This is a genomic window from Polaromonas naphthalenivorans CJ2, from assembly GCF_000015505.1.
GTDB lineage: Bacteria > Pseudomonadota > Gammaproteobacteria > Burkholderiales > Burkholderiaceae_C > Polaromonas > Polaromonas naphthalenivorans.
The window spans coordinates 1,812,321-1,828,433 of the sequence record NC_008781.1 but is presented as its reverse complement, the minus strand read 5'-3'; the positions used below and the strand labels follow the sequence as shown (position 1 = coordinate 1,828,433).

General features: G+C 58.4%; 17 protein-coding genes. 9 read left to right on the top strand and 8 right to left on the bottom strand.

Going from position 1 to position 16,113, the window contains the following annotated elements; genetic code table 11:
* Positions 1-30: 30 nt before the first annotated feature.
* Positions 31-810, top strand: coding sequence for an IclR family transcriptional regulator (locus PNAP_RS08610; protein WP_011801122.1), 780 nt, complete (start codon positions 31-33; stop codon positions 808-810).
* 131 nt (positions 811-941) lie between these two features.
* Here the strand turns inward: PNAP_RS08610 and pbpG are convergent, their stop codons facing one another.
* The 6 genes from pbpG to PNAP_RS08580 form a co-directional block, all read right to left on the bottom strand.
* The gene (pbpG, locus tag PNAP_RS08605; RefSeq protein WP_011801121.1) at positions 942-2,033 is read right to left on the bottom strand and encodes a D-alanyl-D-alanine endopeptidase; all 1,092 of its coding nucleotides are present in this window, start codon (positions 2,031-2,033) and stop codon (positions 942-944) included.
* Between the two features lie 195 nt (positions 2,034-2,228).
* Positions 2,229-3,767, bottom strand: a complete 1,539-nt coding sequence (locus PNAP_RS08600) for a 2-isopropylmalate synthase (RefSeq protein WP_011801120.1) — start codon at positions 3,765-3,767, stop codon at positions 2,229-2,231.
* 268 nt (positions 3,768-4,035) lie between these two features.
* Positions 4,036-4,848: a CDP-diacylglycerol--serine O-phosphatidyltransferase gene (gene pssA / locus PNAP_RS08595; protein ID WP_011801119.1), complete on the bottom strand. Its 813-nt coding sequence runs from the start codon at positions 4,846-4,848 to the stop codon at positions 4,036-4,038.
* 233 nt (positions 4,849-5,081) lie between these two features.
* A complete protein-coding gene (gene ilvC, locus PNAP_RS08590; protein ID WP_011801118.1) occupies positions 5,082-6,098 on the bottom strand; it encodes a ketol-acid reductoisomerase in 1,017 nt (338 codons plus the stop codon).
* Between the two features lie 70 nt (positions 6,099-6,168).
* Complete coding sequence (gene ilvN, locus PNAP_RS08585; RefSeq protein ID WP_011801117.1) at positions 6,169-6,660, bottom strand: acetolactate synthase small subunit; 492 nt, start codon at positions 6,658-6,660, stop codon at positions 6,169-6,171.
* Between the two features lie 108 nt (positions 6,661-6,768).
* Positions 6,769-8,547 carry an acetolactate synthase 3 catalytic subunit gene (locus tag PNAP_RS08580; protein WP_011801116.1) on the bottom strand — a complete coding sequence of 593 codons (1,779 nt, stop codon included), beginning with the start codon at positions 8,545-8,547 and terminating at the stop codon, positions 6,769-6,771.
* Between the two features lie 330 nt (positions 8,548-8,877).
* On the opposite strand from PNAP_RS08580, the gene PNAP_RS08575 reads away from it, so the two are divergent.
* From PNAP_RS08575 to PNAP_RS08550, 6 genes are all read left to right on the top strand, one after another.
* Complete coding sequence (locus PNAP_RS08575) at positions 8,878-9,444, top strand: RNA polymerase sigma factor (protein WP_011801115.1); 567 nt, start codon at positions 8,878-8,880, stop codon at positions 9,442-9,444.
* Positions 9,441-9,887 carry a DUF3619 family protein gene (locus PNAP_RS08570; RefSeq protein ID WP_011801114.1) on the top strand — a complete coding sequence of 149 codons (447 nt, stop codon included), beginning with the start codon at positions 9,441-9,443 and terminating at the stop codon, positions 9,885-9,887. The genes PNAP_RS08575 and PNAP_RS08570 overlap by 4 nt, the downstream gene beginning before the upstream one ends.
* Before the next feature lie 71 nt (positions 9,888-9,958).
* Positions 9,959-10,618, top strand: coding sequence for a DUF3106 domain-containing protein (locus tag PNAP_RS08565; RefSeq protein WP_232290769.1), 660 nt, complete (start codon positions 9,959-9,961; stop codon positions 10,616-10,618).
* Positions 10,619-10,730: 112 nt separating this feature from the next.
* Positions 10,731-11,243: an RDD family protein gene (locus PNAP_RS08560; RefSeq protein ID WP_408633753.1), complete on the top strand. Its 513-nt coding sequence runs from the start codon at positions 10,731-10,733 to the stop codon at positions 11,241-11,243.
* Positions 11,244-11,280: 37 nt separating this feature from the next.
* Complete coding sequence (locus tag PNAP_RS08555) at positions 11,281-11,685, top strand: diacylglycerol kinase (RefSeq protein WP_157040244.1); 405 nt, start codon at positions 11,281-11,283, stop codon at positions 11,683-11,685.
* 17 nt (positions 11,686-11,702) lie between these two features.
* Complete coding sequence (locus PNAP_RS08550; protein ID WP_041377125.1) at positions 11,703-12,293, top strand: LOG family protein; 591 nt, start codon at positions 11,703-11,705, stop codon at positions 12,291-12,293.
* A gap of 6 nt (positions 12,294-12,299) precedes the next feature.
* On the opposite strand, the gene PNAP_RS08545 is transcribed toward PNAP_RS08550, so the two are convergent.
* Positions 12,300-12,638: a P-II family nitrogen regulator gene (locus PNAP_RS08545; protein WP_041376625.1), complete on the bottom strand. Its 339-nt coding sequence runs from the start codon at positions 12,636-12,638 to the stop codon at positions 12,300-12,302.
* A gap of 91 nt (positions 12,639-12,729) precedes the next feature.
* Complete coding sequence (locus PNAP_RS08540; protein WP_011801108.1) at positions 12,730-14,427, bottom strand: NAD+ synthase; 1,698 nt, start codon at positions 14,425-14,427, stop codon at positions 12,730-12,732.
* Positions 14,428-14,462: 35 nt separating this feature from the next.
* On the opposite strand from PNAP_RS08540, the gene PNAP_RS08535 reads away from it, so the two are divergent.
* Positions 14,463-15,719, top strand: a complete 1,257-nt coding sequence (locus PNAP_RS08535) for a GNAT family N-acetyltransferase (protein ID WP_011801107.1) — start codon at positions 14,463-14,465, stop codon at positions 15,717-15,719.
* Positions 15,716-16,045, top strand: a complete 330-nt coding sequence (locus tag PNAP_RS08530; protein WP_011801106.1) for a hypothetical protein — start codon at positions 15,716-15,718, stop codon at positions 16,043-16,045. Before PNAP_RS08535 ends, PNAP_RS08530 begins: the two co-directional genes overlap by 4 nt.
* The last annotated feature ends 68 nt before the right edge of the window (positions 16,046-16,113 follow it).

Sequence of the window (16,113 nt, the reverse complement as noted above, 5' to 3'; positions counted from 1 at the left end):
AAGGTAAAATCTGATGCAGAAAGTCTGCACATGATAAAACCCGACAGCGACCTTCCCGTCAAACCGACCGTCCAGGTGATTGAACGCATGTTCACCCTGCTTGAAATTCTGGCCGCCCATGAAGAAGCCGTTTCCCTCAAGGAAATCAGCGAGAAATCCGGCCTTCACCCTTCGACAGCGCATCGCATCCTGAACGATCTGGCCACGGGCCGTTTCGTGGACCGGCCAGCGGCAGGCAACTACCGGCTGGGCATGCGTCTGCTTGAACTGGGCAACCTGGTCAAGGCACGCCTGAATGTCCGTGATGCGGCCCTGATCCCCATGCGAGAACTGCACAAGCTGACACAGCAGCCGGTCAATTTAAGCATGCGCCAAGGCGATGAAATCCTGTACGTCGAACGCACGTACAGCGAACGCTCCGGCATGCAGGTGGTACGGGCTATCGGCGGCAGGGCGCCGCTGCATCTGACGTCGGTGGGCAAGCTGTTTCTGGCCTCTGACGACCCCCAGCGCCTGCGTGCCTACGCGACACGCACCGGCCTGCCCGGCCAGACGCGCAACAGCATCACCGAGCTAGCTGTTCTGGAGCGTGAACTGTCAAAAGCGCGTCAATATGGCATTGCACGCGACAACGAAGAACTGGAACTGGGCGTTCGCTGCATGGCTGCCGGCATTTATGACGACCAGAACAAACTGGTGGCCGGCCTGTCAATTTCAGCACCCGCCGACCGGCTGGATGAAAGCTGGCTACCCAAGTTGCAGGCAACAGCCAATGAAATATCGTCAGCGCTTGGCTACACTTTAAGGTAAAAGTGGCTTTTACGCTTATGGGGTGTGCGCAACCAGCTATTAATAAAATAGCAAAAATAGCTGATTGCACACCTGTTTCAGGTCGGCAAACCCGAGCCAGGCATGCGTTAGCAAATTGCTGACTGTTACGATTAACCGCTGATCTGCTTGTCCGAAGCACTTAACTTAAGTTTTTGATCAGTGACGACCGGATTGGTTTCCACCCAGCGGCGCACGCGTTCGGCATCACCCAGCCGGCTCAGCTTACCCGCTGAGTCCAGAAACACCATGATCAGTTTGCGGCCCGCAATTTTGGTTTGCATCACCAGGCACTGACCTGCTTCATTGATATAGCCCGTTTTTTGCAGGCCAATATCCCAATCAGGATTTTTCACGAGGCGATTGGTGTTGTTGAATTGCAAGGTGCGGCTGCCAACAGCCACCTGGTAACCGGGAGATGTGGTCAACTCACGAAGCACCGGATCCCCGTGCGCGGCATTGACCAGAGCAGCCAGGTCTTGCGCGCTGGACTGATTGCGGCTTGAAAGGCCCGTTGGCTCTGCATAACTGGTGTCATGCATGCCCAGCATTTTGGCTTTTGCATTCATCAGGCTGACAAAGGTGGCCATGCCGCCGGGATAGGTACGGCCCAAAGCATGGGCCGCGCGGTTTTCGCTGGACATCAAGGCCAGATGCAGCATTTCGCCGCGCGACAGCGTGGCGCCTACGCTCAGACGTGAACGGCTGTGTTTTTCGGTATCAACGTCGTCCTGCGTGACCGTGATCATCTCGTCCATCGGCAGTCTGGCGCCGCTAATGATGACGCCGGTCATCAATTTGGTCAGTGATGCAATAGGCAAGACCGCATGGTCATTTTTGCTGAACAGCACTTCACGCGTGTCCTGATCAATCACCAGGGCTACGCTGGACTTCAAATCCAGCGGATCGATGGCGCTGTGCAGGCCGGCCATCTGGCCAAACGAAGGAATGGCCGGAATCAAGGCCTGAATAATGGAGGGACGCTTGGTTCTCGCGACCTTGGCGCTGGCTTCAAAACGAACACTCTTGCGGGTTGAAACCACTTTTTTGGAAGCTGTCGATTTTGCGACATGGGGCTTCTTGACAATCGCGCGTTTGGACGATGATTTCGCGGATGCCGCGTTGGCTGCAGGCACGGCCAAGGCAAACGACAAAGCGAAGAATCCAACGATTTTTAGTGCGCGACTCAAAAGCTGATTAGACATGGTAAATATTGCCTGTTTTGGTTGCGATGTAGGGAAACCCCGAAGTGTATAGAAATAGAAAAAGTCACGCAATATCAGGCGCTTGCGTGACTTTCTTAAATCAGTACCGCAGGTCTGGCTTTCAGCCTTGGCCAGCGGAAAAACAGGAGGGCTAAGCCCTTGAATATGAAGGATATTGTTCAATTATCCAAGGCATTACCCTTGCGCGGCAACCCGGTCGGCTTTACTTTGCAGCTTATTCAGGGCGCTCAGGTAAGCCTTGGCCGAAGCCACTACGATATCAGGATCAGACCCGACGCCATTGACCACGCGCCCACTGTTTTGCAGGCGCACCGTCACTTCGCCCTGGCTTTCGGTCGAACCGCTGATGGCATTGACTGAATAAAGCACCATCTCGGCACCGCTCTTGACGTGGGTTTCAATCGCCTTGAGCGATGCATCCACCGGGCCATTGCCGTCTGACTCGCCCTTGACCTCCTTGCCCGCCACCGTGAAAATCACGCATGCTTGGGGACGCTCACCGGTTTCACTGTGCTGCGACAAGGACACAAAACCATATTGCTCGTTGCTGTGGGTGACGCTCTCATCGCTGACCAAGGCAAGAATGTCCTCGTCAAAAATTTCGCTTTTGCGGTCCGCAAGGTCTTTGAACTTGATGAAGGCATTGTTGATGTCGGTTTCACTTTCCATCGCCACGCCCAGTTCCTGCAGCCGCTGCTTGAAGGCATTGCGGCCGCTCAGCTTGCCCAGCACGATTTTGTTGGCTGACCAGCCCACATCTTCAGCCCGCATGATCTCGTAGGTATCACGGGCCTTCAAGACGCCATCCTGATGAATGCCGGAAGCGTGGGCAAAAGCGTTGGCTCCCACCACAGCCTTGTTGGGCTGCACCACAAAACCCGTCGTCTGGCTCACCAGGCGACTGGCAGCCAGTATTTGCTGCGTGTCGATGCCAATATCCAGCCCGAAGTAATCCTTGCGCGTTTTCACGGCCATTACCACTTCTTCAAGCGAGCAGTTGCCCGCGCGTTCGCCCAGGCCGTTGATGGTGCATTCAACCTGCCGGGCGCCGCCAATCTTCACCCCTGCCAAAGAATTGGCAACGGCCATGCCCAAATCGTTATGGCAATGAACCGACCAGACAGCCTTGTCACTGTTGGGAATACGCTCACGCAGGTTCCTGATGAAGTTGCCGTAGAGTTCGGGAATTGCATAGCCCACGGTGTCGGGAACATTGATCGTGGTGGCTCCTTCGTTGATGACAGCCTCAATGACCCGGCACAAAAAGTCCGGGTCAGAGCGATAACCGTCCTCGGGGCTGAACTCGATGTCAGCCATCAGGTTGCGCGCAAAGCGCACCGAAAGCCGCGCTTGCTCAAATACCTGATCGGGCGTCATACGGAGCTTTTTTTCCATATGCAGTGCGCTGGTTGCCAGAAAAAGATGCAGACGACCCGAGTTGGCCGGTTTCAGGGCTTCAGCCGCCCGTGAAATATCGCGGTCGTTGGCGCGCGCCAGTGAACAGATGGTGGAATCCTTCACAACCTCTGCAATCGCCTTGACACATTCAAAGTCTCCATTCGAGCTGGCTGCAAAGCCGGCTTCGATCACATCAACCTTCAGCCGTTCCAGTTGTCGGGCAATACGCAGTTTTTCATCACGGGTCATGGAGGCACCGGGTGACTGCTCGCCGTCGCGCAAGGTGGTGTCGAAAATAATGAGTTTGTCAGTCATGGGAGTTTTCTCGGTTTAGGGTGTGGAGCTTTGTCTGCAACAGTGCGGCAGAGAAAAAATAATGTGTATCTGGAAGCAGGCTTTAAATTAGTTTCAACATCATTGAACTTTCATTATTTTCAAAAACCAGCAACCCAAATGAAAACGGCCCGTTGCTGGTGCAAACGGGCCGTGGAAATCAGGTGTACGCGTGCGCTACCGTCTCCGCCCGTTGGCAGATAGCAGTAGTGCTAGCGAAATTTTCTTCATTCGGTCAATGTACCACAATTTATTTGTGCAGCCCACGCTCGTCAGGTTCATCGGTAGAGGTGGAAATGACACTGGTCTGCAGGCCTTTGGCCTTGCGCCAGCCATACAGCGCATAGCCAGAAAAGCCATAAATAACAAACAGACCGAACATGACCGTAGGTGGATCGATATTGATGACGGCAATGCCGAGTGCGATCAATACGATGACGACAAACGGAACGCTGCGTTTCACCTGAATATCCTTGAAGCTGTAAAAAGGCACGTTGGTGACCATCGTCAGGCCGGCATAGAGCATCAGGCCAAAGGTAATCCAGCGCACTTCCACCCCGTCAACGCCCCAATCATTCATCAACCAGATAAAACCCGCCACCAGAGCGGCGGCGGCAGGCGAAGGCAAACCCTGGAAAAAACGCTTGTCAACCACGGCGGTATTGACATTGAACCGCGCCAGGCGCAATGCCGCGCAAGCGCAATAGACAAAAGCGCCAATCCAGCCCCAGCGGCCCAGGCTGGTCAGCGCCCAGACATAGGCAATCAAGGCGGGCGCCGCGCCAAACGACACCATGTCGGACAGCGAATCCATCTGCTCGCCAAAAGCACTCTGCGTATTGGTCAGGCGTGCAATCCGGCCGTCCAGACTGTCGAGCACCATGGCGCAGAACACGCCGATAGCGGCTTGGTCAAAGCGGCCGTTCATGGCCATGACGATGGCATAAAAACCGCCAAACAGTGCAGCCAGCGTGAACAGGTTGGGCAAGATGTAAATGCCCTTGCGCCGTTTGCGTGGCAAGACCTCTGCGCTCGCAGGAACGTCATCCTCGCCATCATGCATAAAAAGTACTCCTCAAGCACGACTGGTGCGCGCAAATAGCTATTGAATCCATAGCACGCAGAGTCTGTGACCCCATGTGTGAAACGGCCCTGTGACGCGGCAGATCCCGGCCCATCCTGACCAGGTGCAAGAACAGGGCTTCGGGAAGCGACGATTTTGCCAGCACCATTGAAAAAGCCGCGCAAGAACGTCGCGCGGCTTTTTGCAGGACGGGGTCCGTTGTGATCAAAAAATCAGTTGCGCGTCTGGTCAACCAGCTTGTTCTTGGCAATCCACGGCATCATGGCGCGGAGCTTTCCGCCCACTTGTTCGATCTGGTGCTCGGCATTCAAACGGCGGCGGCTGATCAGGGTAGGCGCGCCAGCGATGTTCTCCAACAGGAAACTCTTGGCGTATTCGCCGGTCTGGATGTCCTTGAGCACGGCGCGCATGGCGTTCTTCGTGTCTTCGGTCACGATGCGCGGGCCGGTCACGTACTCACCATACTCGGCATTGTTCGAGATGGAGTAGTTCATGTTGGCAATGCCGCCTTCGTAGATCAGGTCCACGATCAGCTTGAGTTCGTGCAGGCACTCGAAGTAGGCCATTTCTGGCGCATAGCCGGCTTCCACCAGCGTCTCGAAGCCAGCCTTGATGAGTTCGACCGCACCGCCGCACAGTACGGCCTGTTCACCGAACAGATCGGTTTCGGTTTCTTCGCGGAAGTTGGTTTCAATGATGCCGGCCTTGCCGCCGCCATTGGCCATCGCGTAGCTCAGGGCCAGGTCACGGGCTTTGCCGGACTTGTCCTGATGCACTGCAACCAGGTGCGGTACGCCGCCGCCCTGGGTATAGGTGTTGCGTACCGTGTGGCCCGGGGCCTTGGGAGCGACCATCCAGACATCGAGGTCGTCGCGCGGAATCACGGCGCCGTAATGCACATTGAAGCCGTGGGCAAACACCAGGGAAGCGCCCTGCTTGATGTTGGGGGCCACGTCGTTCTTGTAAACCGCGCCGATTTGCTCATCAGGCAACAGGATCATGACCACATCAGCGGCCTTGACGGCATCAGCCACTTCAGCCACCTGCAGGCCGGCTTTTTCAACCTTGGGCCACGAAGCGCCGCCTTTGCGAAGGCCTACGACAACCTTGACGCCGCTGTCATTCAAATTCTGGGCGTGTGCATGGCCTTGGCTGCCATAGCCGATGATGGCCACGGTCTTGCCCTTGATCAGGCTCAAATCACAATCCTTGTCGTAAAAAACTTTCATCTGTCGCTCCTAAATAATCGCAATAAAAATAAAAAAACCTGCCACACCCGATACTCGGACAGTGGCAATTTCAAACCCGCAGAATCCGCTCGCCACGGCCGATTCCGCTTGAACCGGTTCGCACGGTTTCAAGAATGGCGCTGCGGTCAATCGCTTCCAGAAACGCATCGTTCTTGGTCTGGTCGCCCGTCAGTTCAATCGTGTAACTCTTTTCAGTCACGTCGATAATCCGACCGCGAAATATATCAGCCATGCGCTTCATCTCTTCGCGTTCCTTGCCGACCGCGCGCACCTTGACCATCATCAGCTCGCGCTCGGTGTAGGAGCCTTCTGTCAAATCGACCACCTTGACCACTTCGATCAGGCGGTTCAGGTGCTTGGTGATCTGCTCGATCACGTCGTCCGAACCCGAGGTCTGGATTGTCATGCGAGACAGCGTCGGGTCTTCAGTCGGCGCGACGGTCAGGCTCTCGATGTTGTAGCCACGCGCTGAAAACAGGCCGACGACGCGGGAAAGAGCGCCCGGCTCGTTTTCCAGCAAAACTGCAATGATGTGTTTCATATAGATAGATTCCTCTTTTCGCTGCCCTCCCCTGCGCACGGTAATGCGCAGGCTCGGCAGTCAATAGATTCGTCAGTTGACGGGTGAATAAATAAAAGGGCGATGCGCTCAGAGGTCTTCGGACCCGAGCAGCATTTCAGTGATGCCCTTGCCGGCCTTGACCATCGGAAACACGTTTTCCGTCGGGTCGGTGCGGAAATCCATGAACACGGTACGGTCCTTGAGCTTGCGCGCTTCGCGCAGTGCAGGCTCCACATCCTGCGGCTTTTCGATCAGCATGCCGACATGGCCATAGGCTTCGGCGAGCTTCACGAAATTGGGCAGTGCATCCATGTAGCTGCTGCTGTAGCGGCCGGCATATTCGATTTCCTGCCACTGGCGCACCATGCCCAGGTAGCGGTTGTTGAGCGACACGATCTTGATCGGCGTGTTGTACTGCAGGCAGGTTGAAAGCTCCTGGATGCACATCTGCACCGAGCCTTCGCCGGTAATGCAGAACACTTCCGAGTCCGGCTTGGCCAGCTTGATGCCCATGGCATAGGGAATGCCGACGCCCATGGTGCCCAGACCGCCGGAATTGATCCAGCGGCGCGGCTCGTCGAACTTGTAGTACTGCGCGGCCCACATCTGGTGCTGGCCGACATCCGAGGTGATGTAGGTGTCGGCGTCCTTGGTCATGTTCCAGAGCGTCTCGACCACATACTGCGGCTTGATCACGTCGCCGGTGCCCAGGCTGTACTTCATGCAGTCCCGCTTGCGCCACTCGTCAATCGTGCTCCACCAGCCGCCCAGCGCATCGGCGTCAGGCTTCAGGCCCGATTCGCGAATCATGGCGATCAGTTCGGTCAGCACATCCTTGACATCGCCCACGATGGGAATATCGACTTTCACGCGCTTGGAAATGCTCGACGGGTCGATGTCGATGTGGATGATCTTGCGTTCGTTTTGGGCGAAGTGCTTGGGGTTGCCAATCACACGGTCATCAAAACGCGCGCCGACAGCTAGCAGCACGTCGCAATTCTGCATGGCGTTGTTGGCTTCGAGCGTGCCATGCATGCCCAGCATGCCGAGAAACTTCTTGTCGCTGGCCGGGTAGGCGCCCAGGCCCATCAGCGTATGGGTACATGGGTAACCCAGCATGTCCACCAGCGTGCGCAACTCTTGCGAAGCGTTGCTGAGCAATACGCCGCCGCCAGTGTAAATATAGGGCCGCTTGGCCGCCATCAGCAGATGCAAGGCTTTGCGGATCTGCCCGGCATGGCCTTTGCGAACCGGGTTGTAGGAGCGCATTTCAACGCTCTTCGGGTAGCCGGTATACAGGGTCTTGTTGAACGAGACATCCTTGGGCACATCGACCACCACAGGACCAGGCCGGCCGGTGCGGGCGATATGGAAAGCCTTTTTCATGGTCTCGGCCATGTCCCGTACATCCTTGACCAGGAAGTTGTGCTTGACGATCGGGCGGGTGATACCGACGGTATCGCATTCCTGGAAGGCATCCAGGCCAATGGCGGCGGTCGGTACCTGGCCGCTGATGATGACCATGGGGATGCTGTCCATGTAGGCCGTTGCAATCCCGGTCACAGCATTGGTCAGGCCAGGGCCGGAAGTGACCAGCGCAACGCCAACATCGCCAGTGGCGCGGGCATAACCATCGGCGGCATGTACTGCGGCCTGCTCGTGGCGCACCAGCACATGCTGGATCGAGTCCTGCTTGTAAAAGGCGTCGTAAATATGAAGAACCGCACCGCCGGGATAGCCCCAGATGTACTTGACACCTTCGGCCTGAAGCGCTTTTACGAGGATTTCAGCGCCCCGCAGATCCTGAGGGTTGGTTTGGGCAGATGTTGCCGCTGCGGAAGCAATTTCCGCTTTTGTGATTTCCATGATGAACCTTTGTGAATTTCTCTAACGAAATACCTAGGGTGCCTCTTGGCCCGCTCTTGTGAAGCTGCGTCGAGACTTGAGGCCAAAACCATAAGCAGAAACATAATCCGCCGAGCCATGACCCGTTTGCCTTTTGATTTGCAGGCAGCATTATGACACCGTGCGCTACCCGCTTGCCGCGAAGCGCCTTTCAATCCTGAAACAGCCACGTATCCGACACTCGCAGACGTGGTGCGATAATTTTCAGACTGAACATTGGCTTGAAGGCCATGCAACGAAACATTTAGGCCTGAGCACAATAAAAACGCTGGACAACCCGGAATCACACCGTTGGCAACTGAACAAGAACTTTCCGACTTCCTGAAAAGCGTTGAAAAACGGGCCTTCAAACGCAGCATTTACCACGTCCGGGACGAAGAAGCCGCGCTTGACATTGTCCAGGACAGCATGATGAAACTGGCGCAGCACTACGGTGACAAACCGGCTGCGGAGTTGCCCATGCTGTTCCAGCGAATTTTGTCCAACACCACACTCGATTGGTTTCGGCGCCGCAAGACCCGCAACGCCCTTTTTTCCAACATGAGCGAGTTTTCTGCCTCCGGAGAAGATGGCAATTTTGATCTTCTGGAAACTTTGGAGAGTCTGAGCAACTCTGAAGGCACGGAAAGCGCCCAGGACGCCACCGAACGGGCTCAAATATTGCATGAAATTGAACTTGAGATAAAGGAGTTGCCGGACCGTCAACGGGAAGCCTTTCTGATGCGTTACTGGGAGGAAATGGATGTGGCTGAAACGGCCACAGCCATGGGTTGCTCGGAAGGCAGCGTCAAAACACACTGTTCCCGTGCAGTTCACGCCCTCAGTAAAGCGCTGAGCGCCAAAGGGATCAAACTATGAAGAATTCACCTCAAAAAAGAGCAGACATTCTGCAAGACCGTTTCGGTCTCAAAACCGTGTCTTACCTGTCGGCAGGTACGGCAGACCTGCCGCACGACATCTCCGAGCGCTTGCGCGCAGCCCGCGTACAGGCGGTCTCCCAGCGCAAGATCGCAAAAACCCAAACAGCAGGTCATGCGGTCAATGTAGGCGGCAGCGCGGCGCTGACCTGGGGCGCCGATGAAGGCTTGAGTTGGTGGGGCCGGATTGGCTCGGTGCTGCCGTTGATTGCACTGGTCGTGGGCCTGTTGGCCATCAATTCGTTTCAAAATGACAACAGGACACAGGAACTGGCTGAAGTGGACTCGGCATTGCTGACTGATGAGTTGCCTCCAGCCGCATTTGCCGACCCTGGTTTTGTCCAGTTTCTCAAAGCCACACGTCAAACTGCAACTGTCCAATGACGATACAGGCGACTGTTCATTCGACTGCGCAGCATCCACTTGCCTGCTTGATGGAGCAGACGACAGGCGGATTGACTTCGAAGCTTCAATTACTTGGATCGGGACTGGCGCTGGCCGGTCTTCTGGCCTGGCCTTCAGCTGGTTTTGCACAGGCCCCAAAACCACAGGTTTCAGCCAGCGCAGCGTTGGCCGGTAAAACCATCGCCTCAGGTCCCGACTGGTCTCAACTGACGCCTTCGCAGCAGCAAGCCCTTGCACCGCTGGCGTCGAGCTGGAACACCGGCATGAGCGAGGCACAAAAACGCAAGTGGCTGGAAATCTCCAAGAATTACAGCGCGCTCACTCCACAAGATCAGGCGACGCTGAACAGCCGAATGAACGAATGGGTTGCCCTCAGCCCGCAACAGCGCGCGCAGGCACGACTGAACTTCGGCAAGACCAAAGAGCTGTCCAGGCAATTGACGCCCGAAGAAAAGAAGGCCAAATGGGAGGCGTATCAAGCCTTGAGCCCTGAAGAAAAACAGAAGCTTGCCGCCAAAGCCAGCCCCAGGCCGACCGGCGCGGCCACAGCGGTCAAACCCGTGGCGCCGCAAAAGCTGGCATCAGTTCCTGCACAGCCTGCCAGCAAGCCGGCGTTCAAGCCCGCGCCTAAAATCGTTCCTTCGTTCCCGGCTGCAGTGCCTGTTCCTGCAACGCCGGCTTCCGTACCCGGCACAGCACCGCAGCGATAAAAACCGGCGCTGCATTGCTGGCCGGTTTTATCGCTCAATCAGTGCGGCAGTCTGCTGCCCGCGCTCACCACAAGCTATTAAATTGATAGTAAAAGATACTCAAATCCCGTCTATTCCAAGGCGCATGGCCTGCTGGATGTATGAAGGCTTGCTGATGTTTGGCGTGGTTTTCATTGCCGGCTACCTTTTCAGCACCCTGAGCCAGACGCGCAATGCGCTGGACAACCGCCATGCCCTGCAGGCTTTTGTATTTGTCATTTTTGGCATTTACTTTGTCTGGTTCTGGGCCAAGGGCCAGACGCTGGCGATGAAGACCTGGCACATCCGCGTCGTCGATGTGCATGGCGCCCCGATTACCCAGCAACGCGCGCTGCTGCGCTATGCGCTCAGCTGGATGTGGTTTTTGCCGCCGCTCGGCGTGAGTTGGCTGCTGGACCTGCCCGCCACGAAAGGCGCCGTGCTGACGCTGGGCTGGGTCGCCATCTGGGCCATTTTGGCGCGCTTTCATCCACAGCGGCAGTTCTGGCACGACGCCTGGGCAGGCACCCGCCTGGTGACCTGGATCACCCCCGCAAAAACGAAGCGACCAGCACCCGGCAAAACTCTGGTTTCCCGGTCATCCTGAAAGCTGGAGGTCATAAAGCTGCGAGACAATGCCTGGCATGCCTGAACAAGTCCCGTTTTCCGCAACTGCCAACCCCCAGAAAAACCGCCGGGGGCTCAGCCGCGTCTGGCATGCCGCCGGCTATTCCCTGGCCGGCCTGCGCGCCGGCTGGAGAGAAACGGCTTTTCGGCAGGAAGCGCTGGCATCCGTGGTGCTGGTCCCTGCGGCTTTCTGGCTGGGCAACAGCTGGATTGAAACCGTGTTATTGGCGGGAACCGTCATGGGAGTGCTGATTGTCGAGCTGCTCAACACCGGCATCGAGGCGGCCATCGACCGCATTGGCCCTGAATGGCATGATCTTTCAAAACGCGCCAAGGACATGGGCAGCGCTGCGGTGCTGCTCAGCCTGCTGCTCTGCGCGGGCACCTGGACACTGGCGCTGGTGCACCGGTTTGGCGCATGAACCCTGAAACCACAAGCATGAATAAACCTTCCTTTTCCCTGTGCGTGTACTGCGGCTCGCGCCCCGGCAACAGCCCCGAATTTGCAGCGGTGGCGCGTGAAGTCGGCGCCTGGATAGGCCGGCACGGCGGCCAGCTGGTGTATGGCGGCGGCCACAATGGCCTGATGGGCATCCTGGCCGACGCGGCGCTGGCCGCGGGCGCGCGGGTGGTGGGCGTGATTCCGAAGGCGCTGGTCGAAAAGGAATGGGCGCATACCGGCTGCACCGAACTGCACATCGTGGAGAACATGCACGAGCGCAAACGCATCATGGCCGAGCATGCCGATGCCTTTCTGGCCCTGCCCGGCGGCATCGGCACGCTTGAAGAATTCTTTGAGGTCTGGACCTGGCGCCAGCTTGGCTACCACGACAAGCCGGTGGGCCTGCTCAACATGGACGGCTTTTACGACAGCCTGCTGACCTTTCTCGACTCGGCGGTCAGCACCGGCTTCATGAATGAATGGCAGATGGGGCTGATCCGCACCGGCAGCGATGCGCAAGCGCTGATGGAGCAACTGGTGCAAGAGGCCGGCCTTGCAGCACAGCCCCTGCGGCTTGACCAGATTTAAGCCGGATTAAATCGCAGCTTCGTCTTCTTCCCCGGTGCGGATGCGCAGCACGCGCTCGACACTGGTGACGAAAATCTTGCCGTCGCCAATCTTGCCGGTGCGTGCCGCGCGCACGATGGCATCGACACAGCGCTCGACATCGGCGGTGTTGACGACCACTTCGACCTTGACCTTGGGCAGGAAATCGACCACATACTCGGCGCCACGGTACAGTTCGGTATGGCCTTTCTGGCGGCCAAAACCCTTGACTTCCGTCACGGTCAGGCCGGTCACGCCACATTCAGCCAAGGCTTCGCGGACTTCTTCGAGTTTGAAGGGCTTGAGGATGACGGTAATTTGTTTCACGAAAAATCTCTCTATGAGTGAGTCTGGGGGACTGAATATTAAAGGGTGGCGACATTGCGCCATGTAACGATTGTGAAATCGTTGCCGGCAGCTAGGCGCCGAATTTGCTGGTTATAGGATAACGCCAATCCTTGCCAAAACTTCGGTGGCTCACACGGATGCCGACCGGCGCCTGCCGGCGCTTGTATTCGTTGATCCGGATGAGGCGGGCCACGCGCTCGACCACGGCGCGCTCGAAGCCGGCGGCCACGACGGCCTCGACGCTCTGGTCGTTTTCCATGTAGCGCTTCAGGATGGCGTCGAGCACCTCGTAGGGCGGCAGGCTGTCCTGGTCGGTCTGGTCGGCGCGCAGCTCGGCGCTCGGCGGGCGCGTGATGATGCGCTCCGGAATCGGGCTGCCGCCGGTGCCGTAGGGGTCGTTTTCATTGCGCCAGCGGGCCAGCCTGAAGACGGTGGTTTTCAGCAAGTCCTTGATGACCGCAAAGCCGCCCGCCATGTCGCCGTACAGCGTGCAGTAGCCGGTGGCCATTTCGCTCTTGTTGCCGGTGGTCAGGACAATCGAGCCGAACTTGTTCGACAGCGCCATCAGGAACACGCCGCGAATCCGCGCCTGGATGTTTTCCTCGGTGGTGTCCTCCGCCCTGCCCTTGAACTCGCCGGCCAGCGAGGCCTTGAAGGCTTCGAATTCGGGAACGATGGAAATCTCGTCGTAGCGAACCTTCATGCGTTCGGCCATCTCGCGCGCGTCGATCCAGGAAATATCGGCGGTGTAGGGCGAAGGCATCATCACCGTGCGCACCTTGTCCGCCCCCAGCGCATCGACCGCGATGGCCAGCACCAGCGCCGAATCAATGCCGCCCGACAGCCCGATAATCGCGCCGGGAAAGCCGTTTTTGCCCAGATAGTCGCGCACCCCGAGCACCAGCGCGTCCCACAGGTCCGCCTCGGCGCTGCGCAAGGGCACTGCATCTGCTACCAATTCAATAGCTGCTTGCGCCCGCCCCGCCTGCGCAAAGAACAGATTTTCCTTGAAACTTTCGGCCCGGCCCGCCAGCGCGCCATCGGCTTGCAAGGCAAACGAATGGCCTTCAAAAACGATTTCGTCCTGGCCGCCGACCAGGTGCGCATAGACCAGCGGCAAGCCGGTCGCCAGGCAGCGTTCGCGCATCATCACCTCGCGCTCGCTGCCCTTGCCGACATGAAACGGCGAGGCGTTGATGACCACCAGCAGTTCGGCGCCGGCCTGCTGGGCGAGCCGCGCGGGCTCCTCGAACCAGGCGTCTTCGCAGATCAGCAGGCCGATGCTGACGGCCTCGTCGCCCTCTTCGTCACCCGTGGCCTGGAACACGCAAGTCCCCTGGCCGGGGGCGAAATAGCGGCGCTCGTCAAACACCTGGTAATTGGGCAGTTCGCGCTTGGCGTAGGTTTCAATCACGCGGCCCTCGCGCAGCACCCTGGCGGCATTCTGGCGCTGCTGCACCGCGACGCTTTTCGTGCGCAGGCCCTTGCCGCTGTCGCCGTGGACAGGCGTGCCCACCACCACGGTCAAGCCTTTTAACCCGGCCAGCTCGCGGGCCACCTGATTCACGGCATCATCACAGGCCTGGATGAATGAGGGCCGCAAGAACAGGTCTTCGGCCGCATAGCCGCAAATCGCCATTTCAGGCGTCAGCACCAGCCGCGCGCCCTCTTGGTAGGCGGTGCGGGCAGCGGCTATGATTTTTTGCGCATTGCCGGGCATGTCGCCGACGCAGTAGTTCAGTTGGGCGACGCAGATTTTGAGTGACATGAAAAAATGGAACCTCGAAAAACACCAGGAAACAAGTGAAAAACAACGCAAACGATTATGTCATCCGCATCCTGGATTCGCCGCTGAAGGTCGATGCCGCCGAGTGGAACGCGCTGCTGGCCGCGCAAAGCCTGGACGGCGTGCTGAACCCGTTCATGCGCCACGAATACCTGGCCGCGCTTGAGGCCAGCGGCAGCGCCACGCCGCAAACCGGCTGGACGCCGCGCTTTGTCACGCTCTGGCAGGGCGCCACGCTGGCCGGCGCCTGCGCGCTGTATCTCAAGGCGCACTCCTACGGCGAATACGTGTTCGACTGGGCCTGGGCCAATGCCTACCAGCAGCACGGCCTGGATTACTACCCCAAGGCCCTGGTCGCCGTGCCCTTCACGCCCGTTCCCGGCGCGCGGCTGCTGGCGCGCACTGCGGCCGAGCGAACGCTGCTGGTCAAGGCGCTGGTGGCCTGGTGCGAAGCCGAAAAACTGTCATCGCTGCACCTGCTCTTTGCCAGCGACGACGACGTGGCCGCCTGCGAGCAAGCCGGACTGATGCTGCGCCACACCGTGCAGTTCCACTGGACTGCCCCGCCCGAGGGCTACCGCGGCTTCGACGCTTTCCTGATGTCCCTGAGCCAGGAAAAGCGCAAGAAAATCCGCCAGGAGCGGCGCAAGGTGGCGGACGCCGGCATCACCTTTCGCTGGTCGCTGGGCCAGGACATCAGCCGGGCCGACTGGGATTTTTTCTACCGCTGCTACGAGCGCACCTACCTGGAGCACGGCAATGCACCGTACCTGAGCCGCGATTTTTTCCGGCGCATGGAAGCCAGCATGCCGGAGAACTGGCTGCTGTTCGTGGCGGAACGCGACGGCGTTGCAGTTGCTAGCAGTTTGATAGCTGTCAGCGCCCGTCCTGATTGCGCAAATGGCAAAAATGACCCTGAAAACCGGCCGACCCATGGCCTGACCGCCTATGGCCGCTACTGGGGCGCGCTGGCCCGGGTGGACTGCCTGCACTTCGAAGCGTGCTACTACCAGCCGCTGCAGTGGTGCATTGAGCACGGCTTCGAGCGCTTTGAAGGCGGCGCCCAGGGCGAGCACAAGATGGCGCGCGCCCTGCTGCCGGTCAGGACCACCAGCGCGCACTGGCTGGCGCATCCTTCGTTTGCTGACGCCGTCGAGCGCTTCCTGGAGCGCGAAGGCGCGGGCATCGACAATTACATGGACGAGCTGGAGCGGCGCAGCCCCTTCAAATCGCCCTCCCTTCCACCCCCAACCGACCCGGCAAGCCCCTCATGAGCCAAACCACACAGCCCTACACCATCAAGATGGTCAACGCCATCGGCCTGAGCGCCGCCGAGCGCAGCGCCGCCGAATTGCGCTTTCGCATGGCGCTGGAATCTAGCGTCGGTGGCCGCGAATTTGTCGTGCCGACGCTGCAGGCCTGCATGCTGGCGCGTTCGCTGGTCAGCCACCTTTCGCCCGAAGAACTGGCCCATGCCGACCATGACGCCGAACGCGAAGTGATTGCCCTCTGGGAAAACGCCGAAGACCAGGCCGTCCTGTCCGCGCTGAAGCCGCTGAACCGCGACATGGGCGAAGCGCGGTTCGAGATCAACACCTGAATATCAAGGCCAGGATGCTTCTTTATTGATAGCTGCTTATGCCCGCGCTGATTGCGCAAAAGGCTTGT